This window comes from Cupriavidus sp. FW305-27 (genome assembly GCF_058787995.1).
Genome location: NZ_JBYTAG010000027.1, coordinates 33,274 through 55,385 on the forward strand (window position 1 = coordinate 33,274; position 22,112 = coordinate 55,385).

Consider the following 22,112-nt stretch of genomic DNA (forward strand, 5'->3'; position numbering starts at 1 on the left):
TTGCCCATGACACTGCTGGAGTGGAAGTAACAATGAAACAGGTGGCGAAGTGGATGGGGCCGCTGGCACGCGGCATGATGTGGATGAGCCTGGGCGCGGCGGTGATCCCGGGCGCGCAGGCGCAGGAGTGGAAGCCGGCCAAGCCGGTGCGCCTGCTGGTGGGCTTTGCGCCCGGCGGCTCGGCCGATCTGCTGGCGCGCCTGGTGCAGGCGCCGCTGTCGGAAAGCCTGGGGGTTCCGGTGGTGGTGGAGAACGTGCCGGGTGCGGGTGGCAATATCGCCGCCGACAAGCTGGCCAAGGCCCCGGCCGACGGCTACACCATCGGCATGGGCGCCGCCGGCGCGATGGCGGTGACCCACGTGCTCAACCCCAAGGGCACGCCATACAAGGCGGATGATTTCACGCCCATCGCCATGCTGGCCACCCAGCCGAATGTCGTGATCGTCAATCCGGCCCTGCCGGTCAAGACCATGGCCGACTTCGTCGCCTACGTCAAAAAGACGCCGCAGGTCACCTACGGCACCGCCGGCGTCGGCACGTCAAATCACCTGATTGCCGAAACCATGCTGCACCGTCTTGGCATCGACATGGTCCATGCGCCGTACAAGGGTGCCACCCCGGTGATCACCGACCTGATGGGCGGGCATATCGCCATGACGGTCGACAACATCACCACCGCGGCGACGCTGGCCAAGACCGGCAAGGTCAAGGCGCTGGCAGTCACCGGCAGCAAGCGCTCGCCCCTGTTGCCGGACGTGCCGACGCTTGCCGAGAGCGGACTGAAGGACTTCAACATGCCGACCTGGCAAGGCATCTTCGGGCCGAAGGACCTGCCGAAGGCAATCGTGGTCCGCTACAACCAGGCGCTGGTCAAGGCCTTGGCGAACCCGGAAGTCAGGAAGAAGATGGCTGAATTCGGCTCCGAGCCCGTGGGCGATACGCCGGAGCATTTCGCCGGGTTCCTCGCCCAGGACCGCAAGATGTGGGCCGATGTCATCAAGACGGCCAAGATCACGCTCGAGTAATTGCTGACGGGGCGGCCATTTACGCCCCTCACGCAATTTACAGCTTGACCAGCCGCTCCGGCCGCAACGCGCCTTCGCGCATGCGTGCCACGCCCAGCAGCCGGGCTGGTTCGCCGGCATAGACGCGCGCCAGCGCATCCTCGGCCAGCCCGGTGTCGGCCGGCAGGTCGCGCTGAGCGATGCGCTGGCCCTGCAGGAAGCGCGCTGCGGAGACCTCGTCCAGATGCACCGGCGCACACTTCTGCAGCAAGGCGTCCACAGGTGCCAGCATGGCCGGGCGCTGCGAGTCGTCGCGCTGCTCGATCTGCTCCAGGGTCACCGCGCCGTCCAGCGTCAGGTCGCCCACGGCGATCCGGCGCAGTCCGGTCAGGTGCGCGCCGCAGCCCAGCGCTTCGCCGATGTCCTCGGCCAGCGTGCGGATATAGGTGCCCTTGCTGCACGTCACCCGCATCGTGAACGACGGGGCTTCGGGCAAGGCGCACTCCAGCAGCGCAATCGAACGGATGGTGACGCGGCGCGCCGCGCGCTCCACGGTCTGGCCGGCGCGCGCGTATTCATACAGCGGGCGGCCGTCCTTCTTCAGCGCCGAATGCATCGGCGGCACCTGTTCGATCTCGCCGAGGAAGCTTGCCAGCGCCTGCTCCACTGCGGCGCAATCGCAGGTGACCTCGCGCACGTCGAGCAGTTCGCCTTCGGCGTCGCCCGTGCTCGAGCGCGAGCCCAGCCGCACTACGGCGTCATAGGTCTTGTCCGCTTCCAGCAGGTCCTGCGAAAACTTGGTGGCTTCGCCGAAGCACAGCGGCAGCAGCCCCGTGGCAAGCGGATCCAGCGTGCCGGTATGGCCGGCCTTGGCCGCGCGCAAGAGGCGCTTGGCGCGCACCAGCGCGTCGTTGGACGACAGGCCCAGCGGCTTGTCGAGCAGCAACACACCATGGACCTCGCGGCGCGGCAGGCGCGGCGGACGGTTGGCGTTGGAATCGGTCATCGGGAGAAAGCGGGAGGCGGGACGGCGATGCGGCGCGGATGGCGGCAACGTAAACGTAGTGGCCGCGAAACCCATGCCAGGGCGGCATGGGCGCCGGCTTCAGTCGTCTTTCGAACGCGTGGCGTTCGCTTCGTTGATCAGCTTGGACATCTCGATCGCATGTTCGACCGAGGTATCGTGGAAGAAGCGCAGCGTCGGCACGGTATGGATGTGCAGGCGCTTGTACAGCAGCGAGTGCAGGTAGCCGGCCTTTTCGTTCAGGATGGCTTCCGCCTCGGCGGCTTCGGCGCCCAGCACGGTGAAGTACACCTTGGCGTGCGCGTAGTCCGGCGTCAGCGCGACCGACTGCAGCGTGACCAGGCCGAGGCGCGGGTCGCGCAGTTCGCGCTGGATCATCTCGGCCAGGTCCTTCTGGATCTGGTCGGAGATGCGGAGATTGCGGGAGGAGATACTGCCTTTCTTGGCCATTCAATACAGTCTGGTCGAGATGACAACGGCAGGCCGAAGCCTGCCGTTGCTTGCGACGCCTTACAGCGTACGCGCCACCTCTGTGATTTCGTACACCTCGAGCTGGTCGCCTTCCTGAACATCGTTGAAGTTCTTGATCGACAGACCGCACTCGAAGCCTTGCTTCACTTCCTTCACATCGTCCTTGAAACGCTTGAGCGAATCCAGCTCGCCGTCGTGGATGACCACGTTGTTGCGCAGCACGCGCACCAGCGAGTTGCGCTTGACCAGGCCGTCGGTGACCATACAGCCGGCCACCGCACCGATCTTCGGCACGCGGAACACCTGACGTACCTCGACCTGGCCGATGGTGGTCTCGCGCTTCTCCGGCGCCAGCATGCCCGACATCGCCGCCTTGATCTCGTCTACCGCATCGTAAATGATGTTGTAGTAGCGGATATCGATGCCGTTGTGCTCGGCCAGCTTGCGCGCACCGGCGTCGGCACGCACGTTGAAGCCGATGATGACCGCCTTCGAAGCCGTCGCCAGGTTGACGTCGGATTCGGAGATGCCACCCACGCCGCCATGCACGATCTGCACGCGCACTTCGGCGGTCGACAGCTTCTGCAGCGACTGCACCAGCGCTTCCTGCGAACCCTGCACGTCGGCCTTGACGATCAACGGCAGCGTCTGCACTTCGCCTTCGGCCATCTGCTCGAGCATGTTCTCCAGCTTGGCGGCCTGTTGCTTGGCCAGCTTCACGTCGCGGAACTTGCCCTGGCGGAACAGCGCGATTTCACGTGCCTTGCGCTCGTCCGGCAGCACCAGCACTTCTTCACCGGCGGCAGGCACTTCCGACAGACCCTGGATTTCCACCGGGATCGACGGGCCGGCTTCCTTGGTCGGCTTGCCGTTCTCGTCCAGCATGGCACGCACGCGGCCGTAGGCGCTGCCAGCCAGGACCACGTCACCACGCTTGAGCGTGCCGCTGCTGACCAGGATGGTCGCGATCGGGCCCTTGCCCTTGTCCAGCTGGGCTTCCACCACCAGGCCCTTGGCCGGGGCATCCACCGGAGCGGTCAGTTCCAGCACTTCGGCTTGCAGCAGCACTTGCTCGAGCAGGTCTTCCACACCGGTACCCATCTTGGCGGAAACCGGCACGAACGGCGAATCGCCGCCGTATTCTTCCGGCACCACCTGCTCCGCCACCAGTTCCTGCTTGACGCGGTCCGGGTTGGCATCGGGCTTGTCGATCTTGTTGATCGCCACCACGATCGGCACACCGGCAGCCTTGGCATGCGCAATGGCTTCCTTGGTCTGCGGCATCACGCCGTCGTCGGCGGCCACCACCAGGATCACGATATCGGTCGCCTTGGCACCGCGGGCACGCATGGCCGTGAAGGCCTCGTGACCCGGGGTATCCAGGAACGTGATCACGCCGCGGTCGGTTTCCACATGGTAGGCACCGATGTGCTGCGTAATCCCGCCGGCTTCGCCCGCGGCCACCTTGGTGCGGCGGATGTAGTCCAGCAGCGAGGTCTTGCCGTGGTCGACGTGACCCATCACGGTCACCACCGGCGGACGCGGCAGCAGCTCGGCGTCGGTGTGTTCCTCACCGCCCACCACCAGCAGCGCTTCCGGATCGTCCAGCTTGGCGGCATACGCCTTGTGGCCCATTTCTTCCACCACGATCATGGCGGTTTCCTGGTCCAGCACCTGGTTGATGGTCACCATCTGGCCGAGCTTCATCATCTGCTTGATGACCTCGGATGCCTTGACGGCCATCTTGTGCGCCAGGTCGGCCACCGAGACGGTTTCCGGCACGTGCACTTCACGCACCACCGGCTCGGTCGGCGCCTGGAAGCTGCTGCGGCTGTCGTCGTGCTGCTGCTGCCTGCCGCCGCGGCCACGCGGGCCACCGCGCCAGCCGCCCACGCCACCCGAAGTATCGCCGCGGGTCTTCAGGCCGCTGCCCTTCTTGCGGCTGCTGTCGTCCTGCCAGCCCGCCTTCACGACCTTGCCCTTCTTGTCGGCGGTTGCCGTGGTCGTGGTCGTGGTGGCCGGCTTCTTTTCGTCCTTCTTCGCTTCCGTGGTCGCACCGGCCGGCTTCACCGGCTTGTGCAGCGTACCGGTCTGCTCGGCCTTCTTCTCTTCAGCCTTGCGCTCGGACGGCGCCTTCAGCACGCGCGGCGGCGCGTTCAGCATCTGCTGGATCGCACGGGCCTCGGCTTCGGCAGCCTCGCGGCGCTTGCGCGCAGCGACTTCCTGCTCTGCGCGGGCCTTGTCGGCGGCAGCCTTGGCTTCGTCGGCAGCCTTCTGCGCCTCGGCGCGTTCGGCGGTGACGCGTGCCTTCTCGTCCTCTGCCTTCTTGCGCGAGGAATCCTCGTTGGCCTCGGTCACGGCGCGCGACGCGGCAGCCTCTTCCTCCGCCTTGCGGGCGGCGAGTTCGGCCTGGCGGCGCTGTTCAGCCTCCAGCGCTTCCTGGCGGGCGCGGCGCTCGGCTTCCTCGCGCTCGGCTGCCTCGCGGGCGGCCTTGGCTTCAGCTTCCTGGCGCGCCAGCAGTTCGGCCTGCTGGCGTTCTTCCTCGTCGCGGCGAGCTTCCTCGACAGCATCGACGACAGGCGCCTGGGCTTCGACCGCGTCGGCCTGGGCATCGGGCGCAGCTTCGTCGCGCTTGATCAGCACGCGCTTCTTGCGCACTTCCACCTGGACCGTGCGGGTCTTGCCAGTGCCATCCGACTGGCGGATCTCGGAGGTTTCGCGCTTGGTCAGTGTGATCTTCTTGCGGGAGCTGTCGTCGGCCTGGCCGTGCGAACGCTTCAGATAGTCCAGCAGCCTGGTCTTATCCGATTCCGTGATGATGTCTTCTGGCGTCGCTTTGCCCACCCCAGCCGCCTGCAATTGTTCCAGCAGGGCAGCTGCGCTGCGACTCAGTTCTGCGGCCAGTTGGGCAACTGTTGTGCTTGCCATTCAAACCCTTTCAATGCTTGGTTTCTACGTCGGGACAAATCGTTGCGGAAAGCGCGCCCGGGCCAGGTGTAGGCCGGCCCGGCCGTGTCCCTCAGTTGAACCAATGTTCCCGTGCTTTCATGATCAGCGACTTGGCTTCTTCCTCGCTGACACCGGTCATCTCGACCAGCTCGTCCACGGCCAGTTCGGCCAGGTCGTCACGCGTATGGATATCGCCTTCGGCCAGCTTGCCGATCAGTTCCGGGTTGAGGCCGTCGAGCGAGCGCAGGTCCTGCGACACCTCTTCCACCTTTTCTTCCCGGGCCAGTTCCATCGTCAGGAGCGCATCACGCGCGCGATTGCGCAGCTCGTTGACGGTGTCTTCGTCAAAGGCCTCGATCTCCATCATTTCACTGATGGGGACATAAGCCACTTCTTCCAGCGTGGAGAAGCCTTCCTCGATCAGGATGTCGGCAACTTCCTCATCCACGTCCAGCTTGGACATGAACAGCTTGCGCACGACATCGCTCTCTTCGGCCTGCTTCTGCGCCGACTCTTCCTGCGTCATGATGTTGATCTGCCAGCCGGTCAGCTCGGTCGCCAGGCGCACGTTCTGACCGCTGCGGCCGATCGAGACGGCGAGGTTTTCCTCGTCGACCACGACGTCCATGCTGTGCTTTTCTTCATCGACCACGATCGACTGCACCTGTGCCGGTGCCAGCGCGCCGATCACGAACTGCGCCGGGTCTTCCGACCACAGCACGATGTCCACGGCCTCGCCGCCGATCTCGTTGCGCACCGCGGTGACGCGGGTACCGCGCACGCCGACGCAGGTGCCGATCGGGTCGATGCGCTTGTCATGCGCGACCACGGCGATCTTGGCGCGCACGCCCGGATCACGGGCAGCCGCCTTGATCTCCAGCAGGCCTTGTTCCATTTCCGGCACTTCGTTCTCGAAGAGCTTGATCAGGAACTCGGGCGCGGTGCGCGACAGTTCAATCTGCGGGCCGCGCGCGGCGCGGTCCACATTCAGGATATACGCACGCACGCGGTCACCGGTGCGCAGGTTTTCCTTGGGGATGATCTGGTCGCGGGCCAGCAGCGCTTCCACGCGGCCGGACTCGACGATCAGGCCCTTCTTGTCGGCGCGCTTGACCGTGCCGGTCATGATCTTCTCGCCGCGATCCAGGTAGTCGTTCAGGATCTGCTCGCGCTCGGCGTCGCGGATGCGCTGCAGGATCACCTGCTTGGCAGCCTGCGCACCGATGCGGCCGAACTCGACCGACTCGATCTGCTGCTCGATAAAGTCACCCAGCTCGATGCTGGGGTTTTCATCGCGGGCTTCGAACAGCAGGATCTGCTTGTCCGGCTCTTGCAGGCCCAGCTCGTCGGGAACGACCAGCCAGCGGCGGAAGGTTTCATGCTCGCCCGACTCGCGATCGATCGCGACACGGATATCCACGTCTTCCTCGAAACGCTTCTTGGTGGCCGAGGCGAGCGCCGCCTCCAGGGCACCGAATACCACATCCTTGTCGACGTTCTTCTCACGCGCAAGCGCATCGACGAGCAACAGAACTTCGCGGCTCATTGCTTGTTCCCTTTTCTTTGATTTCCTTTGAAGTCGATCACCGGCACCAGGCGTGCCTTGTCGACATCGGATACGGCAAATTCCAGCAGCGCCGGGCCATCTTTGCCTTCGAACTCCAGGCCAATCTTCTCCTCGCCCGCCGCGCCGGTGGGCTCGCGCAGGATGCCTGTGAAGTTCTTCTGTCCGTTGACGGGCAGGCGCAGCGTCACGCGCGCCTCCTCGCCGGCAAAGCGGACGTAGTCGGCCAGCTTCTTCAGCGGCCGGTCCAGTCCGGGCGACGAGACCTCGAGGCGTTCATAGTCGACGTTCTCGACCGTGAACACGTGGGTGAGCTGGCGGCTCACCTTTTCACAATCCTCGATGGCAATGCCGGTTTCAGGCTGATCGATATAGACACGCAGCAATCCGGCCGGGGCACGCTCGAGCTCGACCAGCTCATATCCCATGCCGCTTAGGGTGGTTTCGATCAAATCTGCCAGATGCACTGTTATCCCGAGTAATGGCCATCAACACCGTGGCAGGCAAACCCGCCGGTGCCGTCCGGGACGACCCTGCTGCAGCCCTGCCTGTCCGCCATCCCCCCGCCCCAGCGGAGAGAACCGAAAAACGGGCGAACCAAAAAAAAATGGGCGCAATGCCCATCATTCGCCCATCCTCGACGAGGATGGCTTTTTGAATAGACTTGAATTATACGCGGATTATGTCGAAAAGGCAAAAGCCAGACATTTCCGTGCACTGAATCCGGCGCCGGCGGGCGTTCAACCCGCCATGCGCCGGATTCAGCGCTTATCGGTTGCCGCCGCGGTTGCCACCACGGTTGCCGCCGCCACCGCCACTACCGCCGCGCGGGGAACGGTTGCCGCCCGGCTTCGACGCCTTCGGCATCACATTGCCGTTGGCTTCGCCGCCGCCGCGACGCGGCTTGCCCTGACCCTGGCCACCCAGGCCGCCCTGACCACCCTGACCGCGCATGCCACCCATGCCGCCCATGCCGGCGCCACCACGTCCCTGGCGTGCGCCAGTGCCGCGCCCGCCGCCCAGGCTGGCCGCGTGCGAGGTCAGCAAGGTGGGCCCGTGGGTGATATAGCCCATCGAGGTCTTCATCGGATCCGGCTGGCTGCTGCGGCCGCCGCTACCGCCCCGGGCGCCGCCCTGGTCGAAGCGCGGCAGGCCGTCCATGCCCGTGGGCATCGGCATGCCGGCAATCGCGGCTTCGGTGCGCTGCTTGCGCCCGCCTACCTTGGTGGCGCCCTTGGGAGCCTGCTCGCCCTTGCCGGGCACCTTCAGGCCGACACCGGCCATCAGCGCCTTGACGTCATTGGGCTCGACTTCCTGCCAGCGGCCGCGCTTGAGGCCACGCGGCAGCAGGAACTGGCCGTAGCGGGTGCGGATCAGGCGCGACACGGTCAGCCCGACCGCCTCGAACATGCGGCGCACTTCACGGTTGCGGCCTTCGGTCAGGGCCACGTGGTACCACTGGTTGACGCCTTCACCGCCGCCGTCGGCAATGCGCAGGAAGTTGGCCTCGCCGTCATCGAGCTTGATGCCATGCAGCAGGCGCTGGCGGTCGGCCTCGGCCAGCTCGCCCAGCGTGCGCACCGCGTACTCGCGCTCCACGCCATAGCGCGGATGCATGAAACGGTTGGCAATATCACCAGAGGTGGTGAAGATCAGCAGGCCTTCAGTATTGAAGTCCAGGCGGCCCACCGCGACCCACTTGCCGGTCTTGATGCGCGGCAGGCTGTCGAACACAGTCGGACGGCCTTCCGGATCGGACTGGCTGACGATCTCGCCGGCGGGCTTGTGGTACAGCAGCACGCGCGGCGGCTTGGTCGACACCTTGCGGTGGATCAGCTTGCCGTTCACGCGGACCTGGTCCGCCGGCAGGATGCGCTGGCCGATATGGGCCGGCAGGCCGTTGACCGAAACGCGGCCCTGCAGGATCAGTTCTTCCATCTCGCGGCGCGAGCCCAGCCCGCCCTCGGCCAGCACCTTGTGCAGCTTGGGCGCGTCGTCGTCGGCCGACAGCTCGCGCACCGGCTTGGCCTTGGTGCGCGGAATGACGGTGTCTTCGTTGTCGTACTGCTCAGAGATCACGAAGCGGAACAGGTCTTCGCTGCTCGCCGTGGTCTTGTCCCCGCCGCCCTGGCCCTTGCGGGGCGCCTGCGGCTTGCCGCCATCCTTGCGGCGGCCCTGCTGCCGCGCACCGGCACCCTGCGCCTCGCCCGGCGCTGCCGCCTTGCCTGAGCGCTGGACCGGCTTGCGCTTGCGGCCGGGCTGCTCAGGCTTGTCGGTGCCTTCGGCCCTGGCCGCACGGTCGACCTTTTCTGCCTTGCTGGTGCCCTGGCCGCCTTGGCTACCCTGGCCACCCTCGCCCTGCCCCGTCTTGCGCTTGCCGCGGCCACGCTGGCCACCGCGCGCACCGCCCGCCGCCTGTGCGGCGCCCGCTTCACCGGCATCGGCCTGGCCGCCGGCGCCTTCGGCGCCCTCGCCGCGGTCCTGTGCCTGGCGGCGCGATGCGACCAGGTTCCTCAGCCCGCGGCGCAGCCCCTTGCGGCGGGGCGCGGCTTCGCTGCCCGATCCGGGTTCTGCGGCGCCGGTGTCGGCGGGTGCGCCCGCATTGCGGGTGTCTTGCTCAACGGAATCAGACAAGATATTCACTATCGGATGTTGCATGTTGTTCAGTTCGGCACGCGCTCGTCGTGCTCGCTCGGGTGCGGCGGGGTGCCGTTGTCCGGCAAATCGCCCCGCGCCCCGTCCGGATTGGGTGCGGCTGGTTCGGTGGAAGCGGCCTCGGCGGCATCGTCGGCTGCAGCTTGCAGCGGTTGCGCGTCAAAGCCATTGGCGCCTTGGTCGACCGGGCCGGTCGTCTCGGCTTCGTTTGCGACGGATGCTTCAGCCACATCCGCCGCATGCGCGGCGGGGTTGGCAAAAGCCTCTTCGTCGGCGCTGGCCGCCTTGTTTGCAGCCAGGTCTTCAAAATTGATGGCCTGCTGTTCCAGCAGGGTTGCCTGCGCCTGCGCCTGGGCATCTTCCAGCGGCGGCAGCTCATCCAGCGTACGCAGGCCAAGATCGTCCAGGAACGCCTTGGTGGTCGCATACAGCGCCGGCCTGCCCGGCACGTCGCGGTGTCCGATCACCTCGATCCAGCTGCGGTCCTCAAGCTTCTTGATGACTTCCGTGCTGACCGTCACGCCGCGGATTTCCTCGATATCGCCGCGGGTCACCGGCTGCCGGTAGGCAATGATCGCCAGTGTTTCCATCACCGCGCGCGAATATTTTGGCGGCTTTTCTGGATTCAGCCGATCCAGGTATTCACGCATTTCCGGCCGGCTCTGGAAGCGCCAGCCGCTGGCCAGGGCCACCAGTTCCACGCCGCGCGGCCGCCAGTCCTGCCGCAGTTCATCAAGCAGCACGCGGATGGTGTCTGCGCCGACGTCGTCGTCAAACAGCCGCCGCAGATCATTGACGCGCAACGGTTCCTGCGCGCAGATCAGCGCCGTCTCGAGGACGATCTTCGCCTCTTGGGTATTCATGTTGATGGTGTGCAGCCTGTCTTTGCACCTGCTCCCGGACGGATCCGGGGCACCGGAGATTTTGGATACAGCGGTGCGAAAGCCACCGCCATCTCATTGCGCAGCTAGCCGGATACCTGCTGCATCCAAGCCGTGCACTTCCCTATCTTTGCATCGAGTTGCCGGGCGTTCCGGCAGGAGATCGTTCGCATGCCGTTATGGGCCAGCCAGCGAACCTCTTGCGTAGCGCGTCCGCACATACCGGACGTCGCTGTCAGCGAACTGAAGGCCTCGGACGCAAGAAAAACGGGTATCGGGAGCAAGGCCGGCATCGCCAACACCGCAGTGCCAGCCGGACTTTTGAACCAGATCTTTTGAACCGGATGGACTGTGGGGACGGGACGGGCATCGAAAACCTTCCGCTTCCCCTGCCCTGAACTCACCTTCTGGTATGAAGGCCGCCTGGCGCTGCTCGCCCGCTGCTTACCGCGGCTCACAAGACACCGCGCGATACCGCAATGTTGGCGATTGTATGGCATTCCCGCCCCCGCCTGCAACCATCATCCGTTGCCGGCGCAGCGCCGGCGCCTCAGAACACCAGGCAGAATCCATGCTCGGCCAGCGAATGTGGCAACAGCACCGCTCGCGCAATGCCAAGGCCGCCGAACGCCATTACCGCCAGGCCGGCCCCCAGGCGCACGCCGGGACGTCGCGACAGCGTACGCAAATAGCCTGACAGGCCGGAGAGCACCAGCAGGTTAGGCAGTGTGCCGAGCCCGAACACGCCCATCACGAGTGCGCCGGACGCCGCATTGCCCGCCAGCAGCGCGAGCGTGAGCGCCCCATAGACCATGCCGCACGGCACCAGCCCCCACGCCAGGCCCACGCCGTATCGCCGCGCCAGGCCGCCGCGTGCGCGCACAAAGGACGGCATGCCGCGTGCCACGCCACCCAGCCGGCGCGCCACCGCTGCGCTGGCACGCGACGCCAGCCGCTCCAGCCAGTCGACGGTAAACGTGTTGCCGCGCAGCAACCGCCAGCCCGACCACAGCAGCATGACGCTGCCCGCGCCGAACAGCCAGCGCTGCACCGGCAGATAGTCCTGTTTCCACGCCGAAGCACCGACCGCGCCTAGCGCGGCCCCAAGCAGCATATAGGTCGAGATCCGGCCCAGGTGCATTATCAGCAACTCGCCGAGCCAGGCGGCACGGCTGGGCACCAGACTGATCGTCGCCGCCGCGCCGTGACGCTGCTCCACGGCCAGCGCCACGCCGCCGCACATGGCGGCGCAGTGGACCCCGCCCAGCAAAGCCAGCAGAAAAACGCTGATCAGTACGCCAAGTGTCAATTCTCACTCCCTACCACATCACATCGCACGGTAAAATGCCGTTATCGCGCCCTCGCTGCCATTTCTAGCAGGTTCCAATTGCTCACCTCCATTCCCATTACCGAGATGTCACCACGCTGCTCCACCTGTGCGATGGGGCAGCTGTGCCTTCCGGTCGGCATGTCGCAGCAAGACCTCGCCAAGATGGACACGCTGGTTCAGGAACGCATCCGTGTGCACAAGGGTGAAACCCTGTATCGCATGGGCGATCCGCTCACCGCGGTCTATGCCGTGCGCTTTGGCACGCTCAAGACCCACGTCACCACTGAAGACGGCCGCTCGCAGATTACCGGCTTCCACCTGCCCGGCGAAATTGTCGGTCTCGACGGGCTGGGCGAGATGCAGCATGCCTCCGATGCCGCCGCGCTGGAGGACACCGAAGTCTGCGTGGTCCGCATGAGCGAGTTGCAGTCCCTGTCGGCAGACCTGCCGTCGCTGCAGCAGCAGTTCCTGCGCCTGATGGGCAAGGAAATCACGCATGACCAACTGATGCTGGTCACGCTGGGCTCGATGCGCGCCGAGGAACGGCTTGCCGCCTTCCTGATCAACCTCTCTGAGCGCCTGTCGGCACGCGGCTATTCGGCGTCCGAGTTCGTGATGCGCATGAGCCGCGAAGAGATCGGCAGCTACCTGGGCCTGAAGCTCGAAACCGTCAGCCGCCTGTTCTCCCGCTTTGCCGAAGCCGGCCTGATCCAGATTCGCCAGCGCCACGTCAAGCTCGTGGACATCGACGGCATCAAGCAGCTCTACAGCCGCTCCTGCTAAGCGGCCAAGGCGCTGCCAGGTACCGCATGCGGACATGGCAGCGCAGACCTCACACCGATCCGCTTATTCCAGTTCGTCGGTATCGCTGAGCCGCGTCGGCATGGTGTAGAGCGTCAGTCCGCTGGACAACGCGCAGAACACCCAGGCCATCAGGAAACCAACGGTGTAGACCGATTCGCGGGACGCTTCGATCGGCTGGCCGAAGAAGTTCAGGTCACCGGGATCCACCACCGAAAACACCGTCGCGGTCGCGAACCCGGCCATCAGGAACGCCGGCCAGAGTACCCACATCAGCCAGCGCAACCTCATGGCTGCCTCACAGCGGCAGCCTTGGGCGGCGCGGCGTCGGCCTTCTCGACCACCAGGCCATGGCGCGTTGCACCCTGCACCGGCATGTCCGGATGCGTGGATGCCAGCCAGATCGTCACGCCACACGCCACCATCGCCACCAGCGGGCCGCTCATCAACAGCCACGGCCACGGCTCCTTCCACCACGGATTGCCTTGCTGACTCATCTTGCCCCCTTCATCTTGACGACCTAGCTTCACAAATCGCGCGGCACGATGAAACTGGTGGATTGCCGGATTTCGGCATGCCCCTGCTCCGTGCCTTCGCTCGTCACCGTCACGTTGATCTTGTGCGTGCCCTGCGCCGCGGCCTCGATCGGCACGCGGATCCGGATCGGCAGCAACCGGTTGGACGTCGGCGCCAGCGATTCGGCCTGCTTATCGTATTCCACGGTCAGGTTCTTCAGTTCGTCGCTGTCGGCGCGCACGCTGATCTGCATCGGCGCTTCGGTGGTGTTGATCAGCTGCAGGCGATAGACATTCTCGATCCAGCGGCCTTCCACTTCACGGCCGAGCGCACCACGGTCGCGGATGATGTCGACCTTCAGCGGCGTGCGCAGCGCGATCGAAGCCATGAACCCGGCCAGCAACGCCACCCAGATCACGGAATAAATGACCACGCGCGGGCGCAGCAGGCGCTTGCGTGATGCCGCCGCGGACAAGCCCTTGCGCATCGCGTTTTCCGAGGTGTACCGGATCAGGCCGCGCGGATATTCCATCTTGTCCATGACCTGGTCGCAGGCGTCGATGCAGGCGCCGCAGCCGATGCACTCGTACTGCAGGCCGTCGCGGATATCGATGCCCGTCGGGCACACCTGCACGCAGATGCTGCAGTTGACGCAGTCGCCAAGCCCCGCCTTGTGGTGGTCGGTCTTGCGCGACCGGCTTCCGCGCGGCTCGCCGCGGCCGACGTCGTAGGTCACGACATAGGTATCGCGATCCACCATCACGCTCTGGAAACGCGCATACGGGCACATGTACTTGCACACCTGCTCGCGCATGAAGCCCGCATTGCCCCAGGTGGCGAACGCGTAGAACAGCATCCAGAACGACTGCCACGGCCCCAGCGACAGGCTGAGCACCTCGCCGCCCAGTTCGCGGATCGGTGCGAAATAGCCGATGAAGGTAAAGCCGGTCCAGAGCGCAATCAGCACCCACAGGAAGTGCTTGGTCGCCTTGAGACGGAACTTGCGCAGGCTCCACGGATCGCCATCGAGCCGGATGCGGGCGATGCGGTCGCCTTCGACCCGCCGCTCGATCCACATGAAGATCTCGGTGTAGACCGTCTGCGGACAGGCATAGCCGCAGAACAGCCGCCCCGCGATCGCCGTGAACAGGAACAGCGCCAGCGCCGAGATGACCAGCAGCACCGCCAGGTAGATGACGTCCTGCGGCCACAGCACCAGCCCGAAGATGTAGAACTTGCGCTCGCCAAGGTCAAACAGCACGGCCTGGCGGCCATTCCATTGGAGCCAGGGCGTGCCGTAGTAGATCAGCTGGGTCAGGATCACCAGCCAGACCCGCCAGCTGGAGAATGCGCCCGTCACCGAGCGCGGGTAGATCTTGCGGCGGACCTCGTAGAGCGTTTCGTCAGAGGTCTCGCCCGGCGCAGCGGCCGACCGTTGCAGGGCGGCCGCCCGGGCCATTTCTTCGGTCCCGGGTGCGTTCATGGGCATGCTCTCCCGCGAGCTGCCAGCGCCCGCTCACATGAGTCGTCGGTCATTGCCCGGCTCCGCCCCCAGTATTGGACAGACCCCAGACATAGGCCGTCAGCATCCGGATGCGTTCAGGCGTCAGGATCTCCTCATGCGCAGGCATGTGGTTGTTATGGCCCTTCAGGATTGCGTCGACGATACTGCCTTCCGAGCTGCCATACAGCCAGACGTTGTCCGCCAGGTTGGGCGCGCCGAGCGCCTGGTTGCCCTTGCCGCCGGCGCCGTGGCATGCCACGCAGGTCGTCTTGAAGGCGCCCTCGCCACGCGACGCACGGATCGGGTCCGACGACAGGCCCGACAGCGAGCGCACGTATTGCGCCACGTCGCCCGCCTGCTTGGCGTCGATGGCCGCGGCAAACGGCGGCATCACGCCATTGCGGCCCTTGGTGATGGTCTGCTGGATGATGTCGGGTTCGCCACCATAGAGCCAGTCGCTGTCTGTCAGGTTCGGAAAGCCGCGGCTGCCGCGCGCGTCCGAGCCGTGGCATTGTGCGCAGTAGTTCAGGAACAGGCGCTGGCCGATCTCGCGCGCCTGCGGATCCGCCGCCACCTGCTTGACGTCCATCTTCAGGTACTTGGAGTAGATCTCGTTCTGCATTTTCTCCTGCGCCGCGCGGTGCGCGGCAAGTTCGCCCTGCGTGGAGAACTTCAGCACGCCGGCATACGAACCCAGTCCCGGATACAGCACCAGGTAGGCCAGGCTGAAGATGCAGGCCAGCAGGAACATCCACATCCACCAGCGCGGCAACGGGTTGTTCAGCTCGCGCAGGTCACCGTCCCAGACATGGCCGGTGTCTTCAGTGCCGCCGGTGGTCTTGGCGACCTTGCGTTGCGAGAACAGCAGCCACACGCACCAGACGATGCCGATGAGCGCGATAGCGGCAATGTAATAACTCCAGAATTCGGAAATGAAATCGCTCATGGCTAGGTGTTCCGGCTCGATGTTGTCGTGGTTTCGTCAGGCAGCGCGAACGGCAGCATGGCGGATTCCCGGTTAGCGGCCTGCCGGCCGGCGGACCAGGCCCACCAGCAGATCCCCAGGAAGACGACCATCGACACGACGGTCGCAATGGCAGTGATCATGGCCATGGCTTACTCCTTGGGTGCCGCAGCCGCGGCGGAATCCACGCGGACGTTGCGGCGGTTGGTGCCCAGGCCTTGCAGGTAGGCAACCAGCGCATCTTCTTCGGTCTTGCCCTTGAGCTCGTCCGGTGCCTTGGCGATCTCGGCATCCGTGTACGGCACGCCCAGGCGCACCAGCGCGCGCATGCGGGCCTGGATGTCGTTGGTGGGCAGCTCGGCCTTTTCCAGCCACGGGTACGATGGCATCACGGATTCCGGCACCACGTCGCGCGGATTGCGCAGGTGGATGCGCTGCCAGTCATCCGAGTAGCGCCCGCCCACGCGCGCCAGGTCGGGACCGGTGCGCTTGGAGCCCCACAGGAACGGGTGGTCGTAGACCGACTCGCCCGCCGTGGAGAAGTGGCCGTAGCGCTCGGTCTCGGCCTGCAGCGTGCGGACCTGCTGCGAGTGGCAGCCGACGCAGCCTTCACGGATATAGATATCGCGGCCCATCAGCCGCAGCGGCGAATACGGGGTGATGCCCGGATCCGGCTCGGTGGTGGAGTGCTGGAAGAACAGCGGCACGATCTGGACCAGACCCGCAATGCTGACCACGAGGATCGTGCAGATGATCAGCCAGCCGATGTTCTTCTCCAGCGTTTCGTGGGAAAAGAAGCGTTGTTTGTCGGACATCTTTCTATCCTGGATTGATCAGTGGGCAGAGGCAGTGATGCTGGCCGGAATCGGCGCATCCACGGCGGGCTTGCCGACGATGGTCTTGAGCACGTTGTAGGCCATCAGCAGCATGCCGGACAGGAAGCACAGGCCACCCAGCAAGCGAATCAGGTAGAACGGGTACTTGGCCTTGACCGCTTCGACGAAGGCATAGGTCAGCGTGCCGTCAGGCTGCGTGGCGCGCCACATCAGGCCTTCCATCACCCCGGCGATCCACATCGAGGCGATATACAGCACCACGCCAATGGTCGCGATCCAGAAGTGCCACTCGATCAGCCGGACGCTGTACATCTGCTTCTCACCGAACAGACGCGGAATCAGGTAGTAGAGCGAGCCGATCGAGATCATCGCGACCCAGCCCAGCGCGCCCGAGTGCACGTGACCGATGGTCCAGTCCGTGTAGTGCGAGAGCGCGTTGACGGTCTTGATCGACATCATCGAGCCTTCGAACGTGGCCATGCCGTAGAACGACAGCGCCACCACCAGGAACTTCAGGATGGGGTCGGTGCGCAGCTTGTGCCAGGCCCCCGACAGGGTCATGATGCCGTTGATCATGCCGCCCCACGACGGCGCCAGCAGGATCAGCGAGAACACCATGCCCAGCGACTGTGCCCAGTCCGGCAGCGCGGTGTACTGCAGGTGGTGCGGGCCGGCCCACATGTAGGTGAAGTTCAGCGCCCAGAAGTGGACGATGGACAGGCGGTAGGAGTAGATCGGGCGCTCGGCCTGCTTGGGAATGAAGTAGTACATCATCCCCAGGAAGCTGGTGGTCAGGAAGAAGCCCACGGCGTTATGGCCGTACCACCACTGGATCATCGCGTCCTGCACGCCGGCATAGGCCGAGTAGGACTTCCACAGCGACACCGGCATCTCGATGTTGTTGACGATGTGCAGCAGCGCGATGGTCAGGATGTAGGCGCCAAAGAACCAGTTGGCGACGTAGATATGCCGGGTCTTGCGCTTGACGATGGTGCCGAAGAACACGATCGCGTAGGCCACCCAGACCGCGGTGATCAGCAGGTCGATCGGCCATTCCAGTTCCGCGTATTCCTTGGAGCTGGTGATCCCCAGCGGCAGCGTGATGGCGGCGGCGACGATGACCAGTTGCCAGCCCCAGAACGTGAACGCGGCCAGCGGGCCGCAGAACAGGCGGGCCTGGCAGGTGCGCTGGACCACGTAGTACGAGGTCGCGAACAGCGCGCTGCCGCCGAAGGCGAAGATCACCGCATTGGTATGCAACGGCCGCAGCCGGCCAAACGACAGCCAGGGTGTGTTGAAGTTGAGTTCGGGCCAGATCAGCTGTGCTGCCAGCAGCACGCCGACGGCCATGCCGACGATCCCCCAGACTACCGTCATGACAGCGAACTGTCTTACGACGCCGTAATTGAAGGTGTCGACGCGTGAAGACGCGGCAGTGACATCCATTCAGACCCCCAAAGCTTAGAGAAAAGAAAAAACCTACTGACAGTGTGACTTTAGAAAAACCATGCTGCATGTGCGTTGATCTTTATCAAGTCGCTCAGGGCATGCATGGAACCTGCGTGCTGGGCCCCGGTCGGAGGGCGCGCCGCGCGGCGGGTTCATGGCTTGTCGTTGTCCAGCAGGATCGATTCGGCGGGCCGGTCCAGGTCGTCGTACTGCCCGGCATGGAGGGCCCACCACAGCGCGCCCGCGATGACCACGACAAGCACCAGGCTCATCGGCACCAGCAGGTAAAGCGTTTCCATCTGTCAGACTCCCTTGTGGCGCGGCTTGCCGGCGCGCAGCAGGCGCCAGGCATTGGCCACTACCAGCAACGACGACAGCGACATGCCGATGCCGGCCATCCAGGCCGTGACCAGCCCCGTCGCTGCGAGCGGGATGGCCACGACGTTGTAGAAGAAGGCCCAGCCCAGGTTCTGGCGCACCACCCGGCGCGTCCGGCGCGACACCGCCAGTGCGGTGGCGATCTCGGCCACGCCGCCGTGCGTCAGCACCGCGTCCGCACCGGCCTGGGCCAGCGGCGCGCCGCTGCCGATGGCGATCGACACCTGGGCCTGCGCCAGCACCGGCGCATCGTTGATGCCATCGCCCACGGCCAGCACCACCGCCCCGCCCTGCTGCAGCCGCGCGACGTAGTCGCGCTTGCCTTCCGGGGTGACCGCGCCGGCTACGCAGGCTATGCCGAAGTGCGACGCCCACCAGTGGACCGCTTCGGCGTGATCGCCCGATACCAGGTGGCAGCGCACGCCAAGTTCACGCAGCCGCGCGAGCAACTGCGGCGTCTGCGTCCGCTCCACATCGGCCAGGACGAAGCGCGCCAGCGGACCCGCTGGCGCGCCCAGCCACACCACGGTGGCGCCAGGATGGTCCGCGTCGCTGCGCCAGGTGTCCGGTGCCTGGCCGCTGTCGGGCGCCAGCGCCGCGACAAAGTCGGCGCGGCCGAGCCGCAGGCGTTGGCCATCGACGATCGCCTCCAGGCCCTGACCCGGGACGTTGCGCATGTCGGACACCTGGAGCGACATGCCGGAGTTACCCTGCGCCGCGGCCACCAGCGCGCGCGCGATCGGATGTTCGCCACCGCGCTCCATCGCGGTGGCCAGCGCCTGGCATCGGGTCCGATCGGCGTCAGCCAGCGGCTCGACCGCGGCCACGGCAAAGCGCCCTTCGGTCAGCGTGCCGGTCTTGTCGAGCACCACGTCGGTGACGCGCGCCAGCGTCTCCAGCGCGTGGCCGCGTGTCAGCAGCACGCCGCGGCGCGACAGCGCCGCACCGGCCGCGGCCAGCGCGGCCGGCGTGGCCAGCGACAAGGCGCACGGGCAACTGACCACCAGCACCGCAATCGTCACCAGCAAGGCGCGCGACGGATCGATCCAGAGACCCCATACCAGCCCGGTCAGCGCCGCCAGCCCCAGCAGCGTCGCCACGAACCAGCCCGCGACGCGGTCGGCCAGCGTGGCAAGGCGCGGCTTTTCAGCCAGCGCGCGGTCCAGCACCGCGACGATCTCGGCCAGGCGGGTGCCGGCGCCGACGCGCGTGATCCGCAGTTCGAGCGGGCTTGCCGTATTGAAGCTGCCGGCCAGCACGGTCTCGCCGGCGGCGCGGCGCACCGGGCGGCTCTCGCCGGTCAGCATGGATTCGTCGAGTTCGCTCGCGCCCGCCACCACGGCGCCATCGGCGGGAACGATCTCGCCGGCCTTGACGCGGATCAGATCGCCCGCACGCAGGCGCGCGACCGGCACACGCTCGCCGGCCTCACCCGTCGCGACCAGCCGTTCGCAGGTGGCCGGCAGCTGGCGCGCCAGCATCTCGGCGCCGCTGCGCGAGGCCTGGCGCACGCGCAGTTCCAGGTAGCGGGCCAGCAGCAGGAAGGCGACGAACATCGTCACCGAATCGAAATACACCTCACCCACTCCGCGCACCGTGGCCAGCGCGCTGGCGGCAAAGCCGGCGCCGATGCCGATCGCCACCGGCACGTCCATACCCATGTGGCGCTGGCGCAGGCTGCGCCAGGCACCGGCAAAGATCGGCGAGGCGGCATAGAACACCACCGGCAGCGTCAGGGCGAAGCTGGCCCAGCGCATCAGCTGGAGCTGGCCAGGGTCGATGGTGGCCTCGTGCGTGTAGATCGGCCACGCATACATCATGACCTGCATCATGCCGAGCATGGCCACCGCCATGCGCATCAGCAGCCCGCGGCGCGCGCGGCGGTCCTGCTGGTCGGTGCGCGAGACTTCGAACGGCCAGGCCATGTAGCCGATGCCAGCCAGCGCGGCCAGCAGCCCCGCCACCGTCTGGGCGCCATCGCGCCAGCGCACCACCACGCGCCGCGTGGCGACATTGGCGACCGCGGACTCAACGCCCGGCTGGCGGCTCAGGTGCTGTTCGATCAGCCACGCGCAAGCGGCACAGCGGATGTTCTCTGGCGCCAGCGTGATCTCGGCGCGGCCGCTGTCCAGCGGGCGGACAAACTGGGCGCGCAACTCAGGGGTGTCGTAGGCGGCCCAGATCGGTTCGGCCTCGCGACGGGCGTCGTCGTCGATGGGGCGGGCGAAGCGGGCTTCATCCCCGTACAGGTGCGCAAAGCCGGCCGCATGGAGGGTCTGCGCCAATGCCTGGCAACCGCCGCAGCAGAACACCCGGCGGCTGCCGTCCAGCTCGGCGGCAAGCGGCTCGGTGTCCGTGACGGGCAGGCCGCAATGGAAGCAGGCCAGCCGCGCACCGGCGTCGGCAGCCGGGCCCAAGGCATCACGGAGCGCGGACGGCGGGTACGGTGCCAGTAAGCTGGCTGAAGGACTGGTGACTGGGGGCGACGACATGGGAACCTTTTTCTACCCGATGGAGGGTATATGCGGGCCCCCGAATCGACCTTGATATAGGTCAATGCGGCCCGGCAATCGTCGCGCCGGGCCGGAAAACAACGCTCAGGTGAGCGTGGTATCCATGGTGCGGCGCTCGGATTCCAGGTATTCGCGCGATTGCATCTCGATGATGCGCGATACGGTCCGATGGAACTCATTGGCCATCTGGCCTTCGGTGTAGAGTTCGTCCGCGGGCACTTCCGCCGACATCAGCAGCTTGACCTTGTGGTCGTAGAAGACATCGATCAGCCAGGTGAAGCGGCGTGCCTCGGACGACATGCGCGGCGTCATGCGCGGCACGTCGGACAGGATCACGGTGTGGAACTGGGACGCCAGCTCCAGGTAGTCGTTCTGTGAGCGCGGGCCGCCGCACAGCGTGGCAAAGTCGAACCACACCACGCCGTTGGCCTTGCGCAGCGCACGCAACTCGCGATGCTCGATATGCAGCAGCGGCGACTCGTCGGCCACGCCGGCGATCGAGGTGAAGGCGTCGCGCAGCGCGGAACTGGCCTTGGCGCCGAGCGGCGTGTGGTACGCCTGCACCTGCTCCAGCGCGCGCTTGCGATAGTCGATGCCCGCGTCGACGTTGAGCACGTCGAGCTTCCGCTGCAGCAGCGCGATGGCCGGCAGCACGCGGTCGCGGTGCAGGCCATCCGGATACAGCAGGTCCGGGCGGTAGTTGGAGGTCATCACGAACTGCACGCCGTTCTCGAACATCTGCTGCAGCAGCCGATGCAGGATCATCGCGTCGGCGACGTCGCTGACGTGGAATTCATCGAAGCAGATCAGCCGGAAGCGGCGCGCGATGCGTCTGGCCAGCTCATCCAGCGGATCGGGACGGCCGCGCAGCTCTTCGAGCTGGCGATGGACCTCGCGCATGAACTCATGGAAATGCAGCCGCGTCTTGCGCACCACCGGCACGCAGGTATAGAAGCTGTCCATCAGGAAGGACTTGCCGCGCCCCACCCCACCCCACAGGTAGACGCCCTTGGGCACGTCGGGACGGACCAGCAGCTTCTTCAGCGCATTGTTGCGGCGGCTCTTGTAGGCCACCCATTCGTCGTAGCACTGCTGCAGCCGGGCCACGGCACGCAATTGCGCTTCGTCGGACTGGTAGCCGCGCTCCTTCAGTTCCTTCTCGTAGTACTCGGTGACGTTCATGCTGACGGGTTCCTGCGGCACGGGCCGCAAGTGAAAACGGCGCGCCGTCGGCGGCGGTCAGAACATCTCGCAGGATGCCCAGGTCGCGGAT

Annotated in this window: 20 protein-coding genes; 2 read left to right on the forward strand and 18 right to left on the reverse strand. The window is 66.0% G+C overall.

Annotation, left to right across the window (positions count from 1 at the left end; genetic code table 11):
- The first annotated feature begins 32 nt into the window (after window positions 1–32).
- Entirely contained in the window at window positions 33–1,025 is a 993-nt protein-coding gene (locus AC3WRI_RS15015; RefSeq protein WP_011615602.1) for a Bug family tripartite tricarboxylate transporter substrate binding protein, read from the forward strand.
- A gap of 37 nt (window positions 1,026–1,062) precedes the next feature.
- Here the strand turns inward: AC3WRI_RS15015 and truB are convergent, their stop codons facing one another.
- From truB to AC3WRI_RS15055, 8 genes are all read right to left on the reverse strand, one after another.
- The gene (truB, locus tag AC3WRI_RS15020) at window positions 1,063–2,010 is read right to left on the reverse strand and encodes a tRNA pseudouridine(55) synthase TruB (protein ID WP_010809485.1); all 948 of its coding nucleotides are present in this window, start codon (window positions 2,008–2,010) and stop codon (window positions 1,063–1,065) included.
- A 99-nt stretch (window positions 2,011–2,109) separates the two neighbouring features.
- Window positions 2,110–2,478: a 30S ribosome-binding factor RbfA gene (gene rbfA, locus AC3WRI_RS15025; RefSeq protein ID WP_010809484.1), complete on the reverse strand. Its 369-nt coding sequence runs from the start codon at window positions 2,476–2,478 to the stop codon at window positions 2,110–2,112.
- Between the two features lie 60 nt (window positions 2,479–2,538).
- Window positions 2,539–5,427 carry a translation initiation factor IF-2 gene (infB, locus tag AC3WRI_RS15030; RefSeq protein WP_010809483.1) on the reverse strand — a complete coding sequence of 963 codons (2,889 nt, stop codon included), beginning with the start codon at window positions 5,425–5,427 and terminating at the stop codon, window positions 2,539–2,541.
- 91 nt (window positions 5,428–5,518) lie between these two features.
- Window positions 5,519–6,994, reverse strand: coding sequence for a transcription termination factor NusA (gene nusA / locus AC3WRI_RS15035; RefSeq protein WP_010809482.1), 1,476 nt, complete (start codon window positions 6,992–6,994; stop codon window positions 5,519–5,521).
- Window positions 6,991–7,479 carry a ribosome maturation factor RimP gene (gene rimP, locus AC3WRI_RS15040; RefSeq protein WP_010809481.1) on the reverse strand — a complete coding sequence of 163 codons (489 nt, stop codon included), beginning with the start codon at window positions 7,477–7,479 and terminating at the stop codon, window positions 6,991–6,993. The genes nusA and rimP overlap by 4 nt, the downstream gene beginning before the upstream one ends.
- A gap of 301 nt (window positions 7,480–7,780) precedes the next feature.
- Window positions 7,781–9,670, reverse strand: coding sequence for a 23S rRNA pseudouridine(2605) synthase RluB (gene rluB, locus AC3WRI_RS15045; protein ID WP_011615604.1), 1,890 nt, complete (start codon window positions 9,668–9,670; stop codon window positions 7,781–7,783).
- A gap of 5 nt (window positions 9,671–9,675) precedes the next feature.
- Complete coding sequence (gene scpB, locus AC3WRI_RS15050; protein ID WP_010809479.1) at window positions 9,676–10,530, reverse strand: SMC-Scp complex subunit ScpB; 855 nt, start codon at window positions 10,528–10,530, stop codon at window positions 9,676–9,678.
- Window positions 10,531–11,098: 568 nt separating this feature from the next.
- Complete coding sequence (locus tag AC3WRI_RS15055) at window positions 11,099–11,857, reverse strand: sulfite exporter TauE/SafE family protein (protein ID WP_011615605.1); 759 nt, start codon at window positions 11,855–11,857, stop codon at window positions 11,099–11,101.
- A 78-nt stretch (window positions 11,858–11,935) separates the two neighbouring features.
- On the opposite strand from AC3WRI_RS15055, the gene fnr reads away from it, so the two are divergent.
- Entirely contained in the window at window positions 11,936–12,661 is a 726-nt protein-coding gene (gene fnr / locus AC3WRI_RS15060) for a fumarate/nitrate reduction transcriptional regulator Fnr (protein WP_010809477.1), read from the forward strand.
- A 63-nt stretch (window positions 12,662–12,724) separates the two neighbouring features.
- Here fnr and AC3WRI_RS15065 read toward each other — a convergent pair whose 3' ends face one another.
- From AC3WRI_RS15065 to zapE, 10 genes are all read right to left on the reverse strand, one after another.
- On the reverse strand, window positions 12,725–12,970 hold the full coding sequence (locus tag AC3WRI_RS15065; protein ID WP_010809476.1) for a hypothetical protein: 246 nt from the start codon (window positions 12,968–12,970) through the stop codon (window positions 12,725–12,727).
- The gene (locus AC3WRI_RS15070) at window positions 12,967–13,176 is read right to left on the reverse strand and encodes a membrane protein (RefSeq protein ID WP_011615606.1); all 210 of its coding nucleotides are present in this window, start codon (window positions 13,174–13,176) and stop codon (window positions 12,967–12,969) included. The genes AC3WRI_RS15065 and AC3WRI_RS15070 overlap by 4 nt, the downstream gene beginning before the upstream one ends.
- A 29-nt stretch (window positions 13,177–13,205) precedes the next feature.
- Window positions 13,206–14,678 (reverse strand): cytochrome c oxidase accessory protein CcoG, encoded by a 1,473-nt coding sequence (gene ccoG, locus AC3WRI_RS15075; RefSeq protein WP_492293486.1) that lies wholly within the window; start codon window positions 14,676–14,678, stop codon window positions 13,206–13,208.
- Between the two features lie 49 nt (window positions 14,679–14,727).
- A complete protein-coding gene (gene ccoP / locus AC3WRI_RS15080; protein WP_011615608.1) occupies window positions 14,728–15,645 on the reverse strand; it encodes a cytochrome-c oxidase, cbb3-type subunit III in 918 nt (305 codons plus the stop codon).
- A gap of 2 nt (window positions 15,646–15,647) precedes the next feature.
- Window positions 15,648–15,812 carry a cbb3-type cytochrome oxidase subunit 3 gene (locus tag AC3WRI_RS15085; RefSeq protein WP_010809472.1) on the reverse strand — a complete coding sequence of 55 codons (165 nt, stop codon included), beginning with the start codon at window positions 15,810–15,812 and terminating at the stop codon, window positions 15,648–15,650.
- A 3-nt stretch (window positions 15,813–15,815) separates the two neighbouring features.
- The gene (gene ccoO / locus AC3WRI_RS15090) at window positions 15,816–16,478 is read right to left on the reverse strand and encodes a cytochrome-c oxidase, cbb3-type subunit II (RefSeq protein WP_010809471.1); all 663 of its coding nucleotides are present in this window, start codon (window positions 16,476–16,478) and stop codon (window positions 15,816–15,818) included.
- Between the two features lie 18 nt (window positions 16,479–16,496).
- Window positions 16,497–17,945 (reverse strand): cytochrome-c oxidase, cbb3-type subunit I, encoded by a 1,449-nt coding sequence (ccoN, locus tag AC3WRI_RS15095; RefSeq protein ID WP_010809470.1) that lies wholly within the window; start codon window positions 17,943–17,945, stop codon window positions 16,497–16,499.
- A gap of 155 nt (window positions 17,946–18,100) precedes the next feature.
- Entirely contained in the window at window positions 18,101–18,247 is a 147-nt protein-coding gene (gene ccoS / locus AC3WRI_RS15100) for a cbb3-type cytochrome oxidase assembly protein CcoS (RefSeq protein WP_010809469.1), read from the reverse strand.
- Window positions 18,248–18,250: 3 nt separating this feature from the next.
- The gene (locus AC3WRI_RS15105; protein ID WP_058697177.1) at window positions 18,251–20,818 is read right to left on the reverse strand and encodes a heavy metal translocating P-type ATPase; all 2,568 of its coding nucleotides are present in this window, start codon (window positions 20,816–20,818) and stop codon (window positions 18,251–18,253) included.
- A gap of 105 nt (window positions 20,819–20,923) precedes the next feature.
- The gene (gene zapE / locus AC3WRI_RS15110) at window positions 20,924–22,021 is read right to left on the reverse strand and encodes a cell division protein ZapE (RefSeq protein WP_011615610.1); all 1,098 of its coding nucleotides are present in this window, start codon (window positions 22,019–22,021) and stop codon (window positions 20,924–20,926) included.
- Window positions 22,022–22,112: the final 91 nt, after the last annotated feature.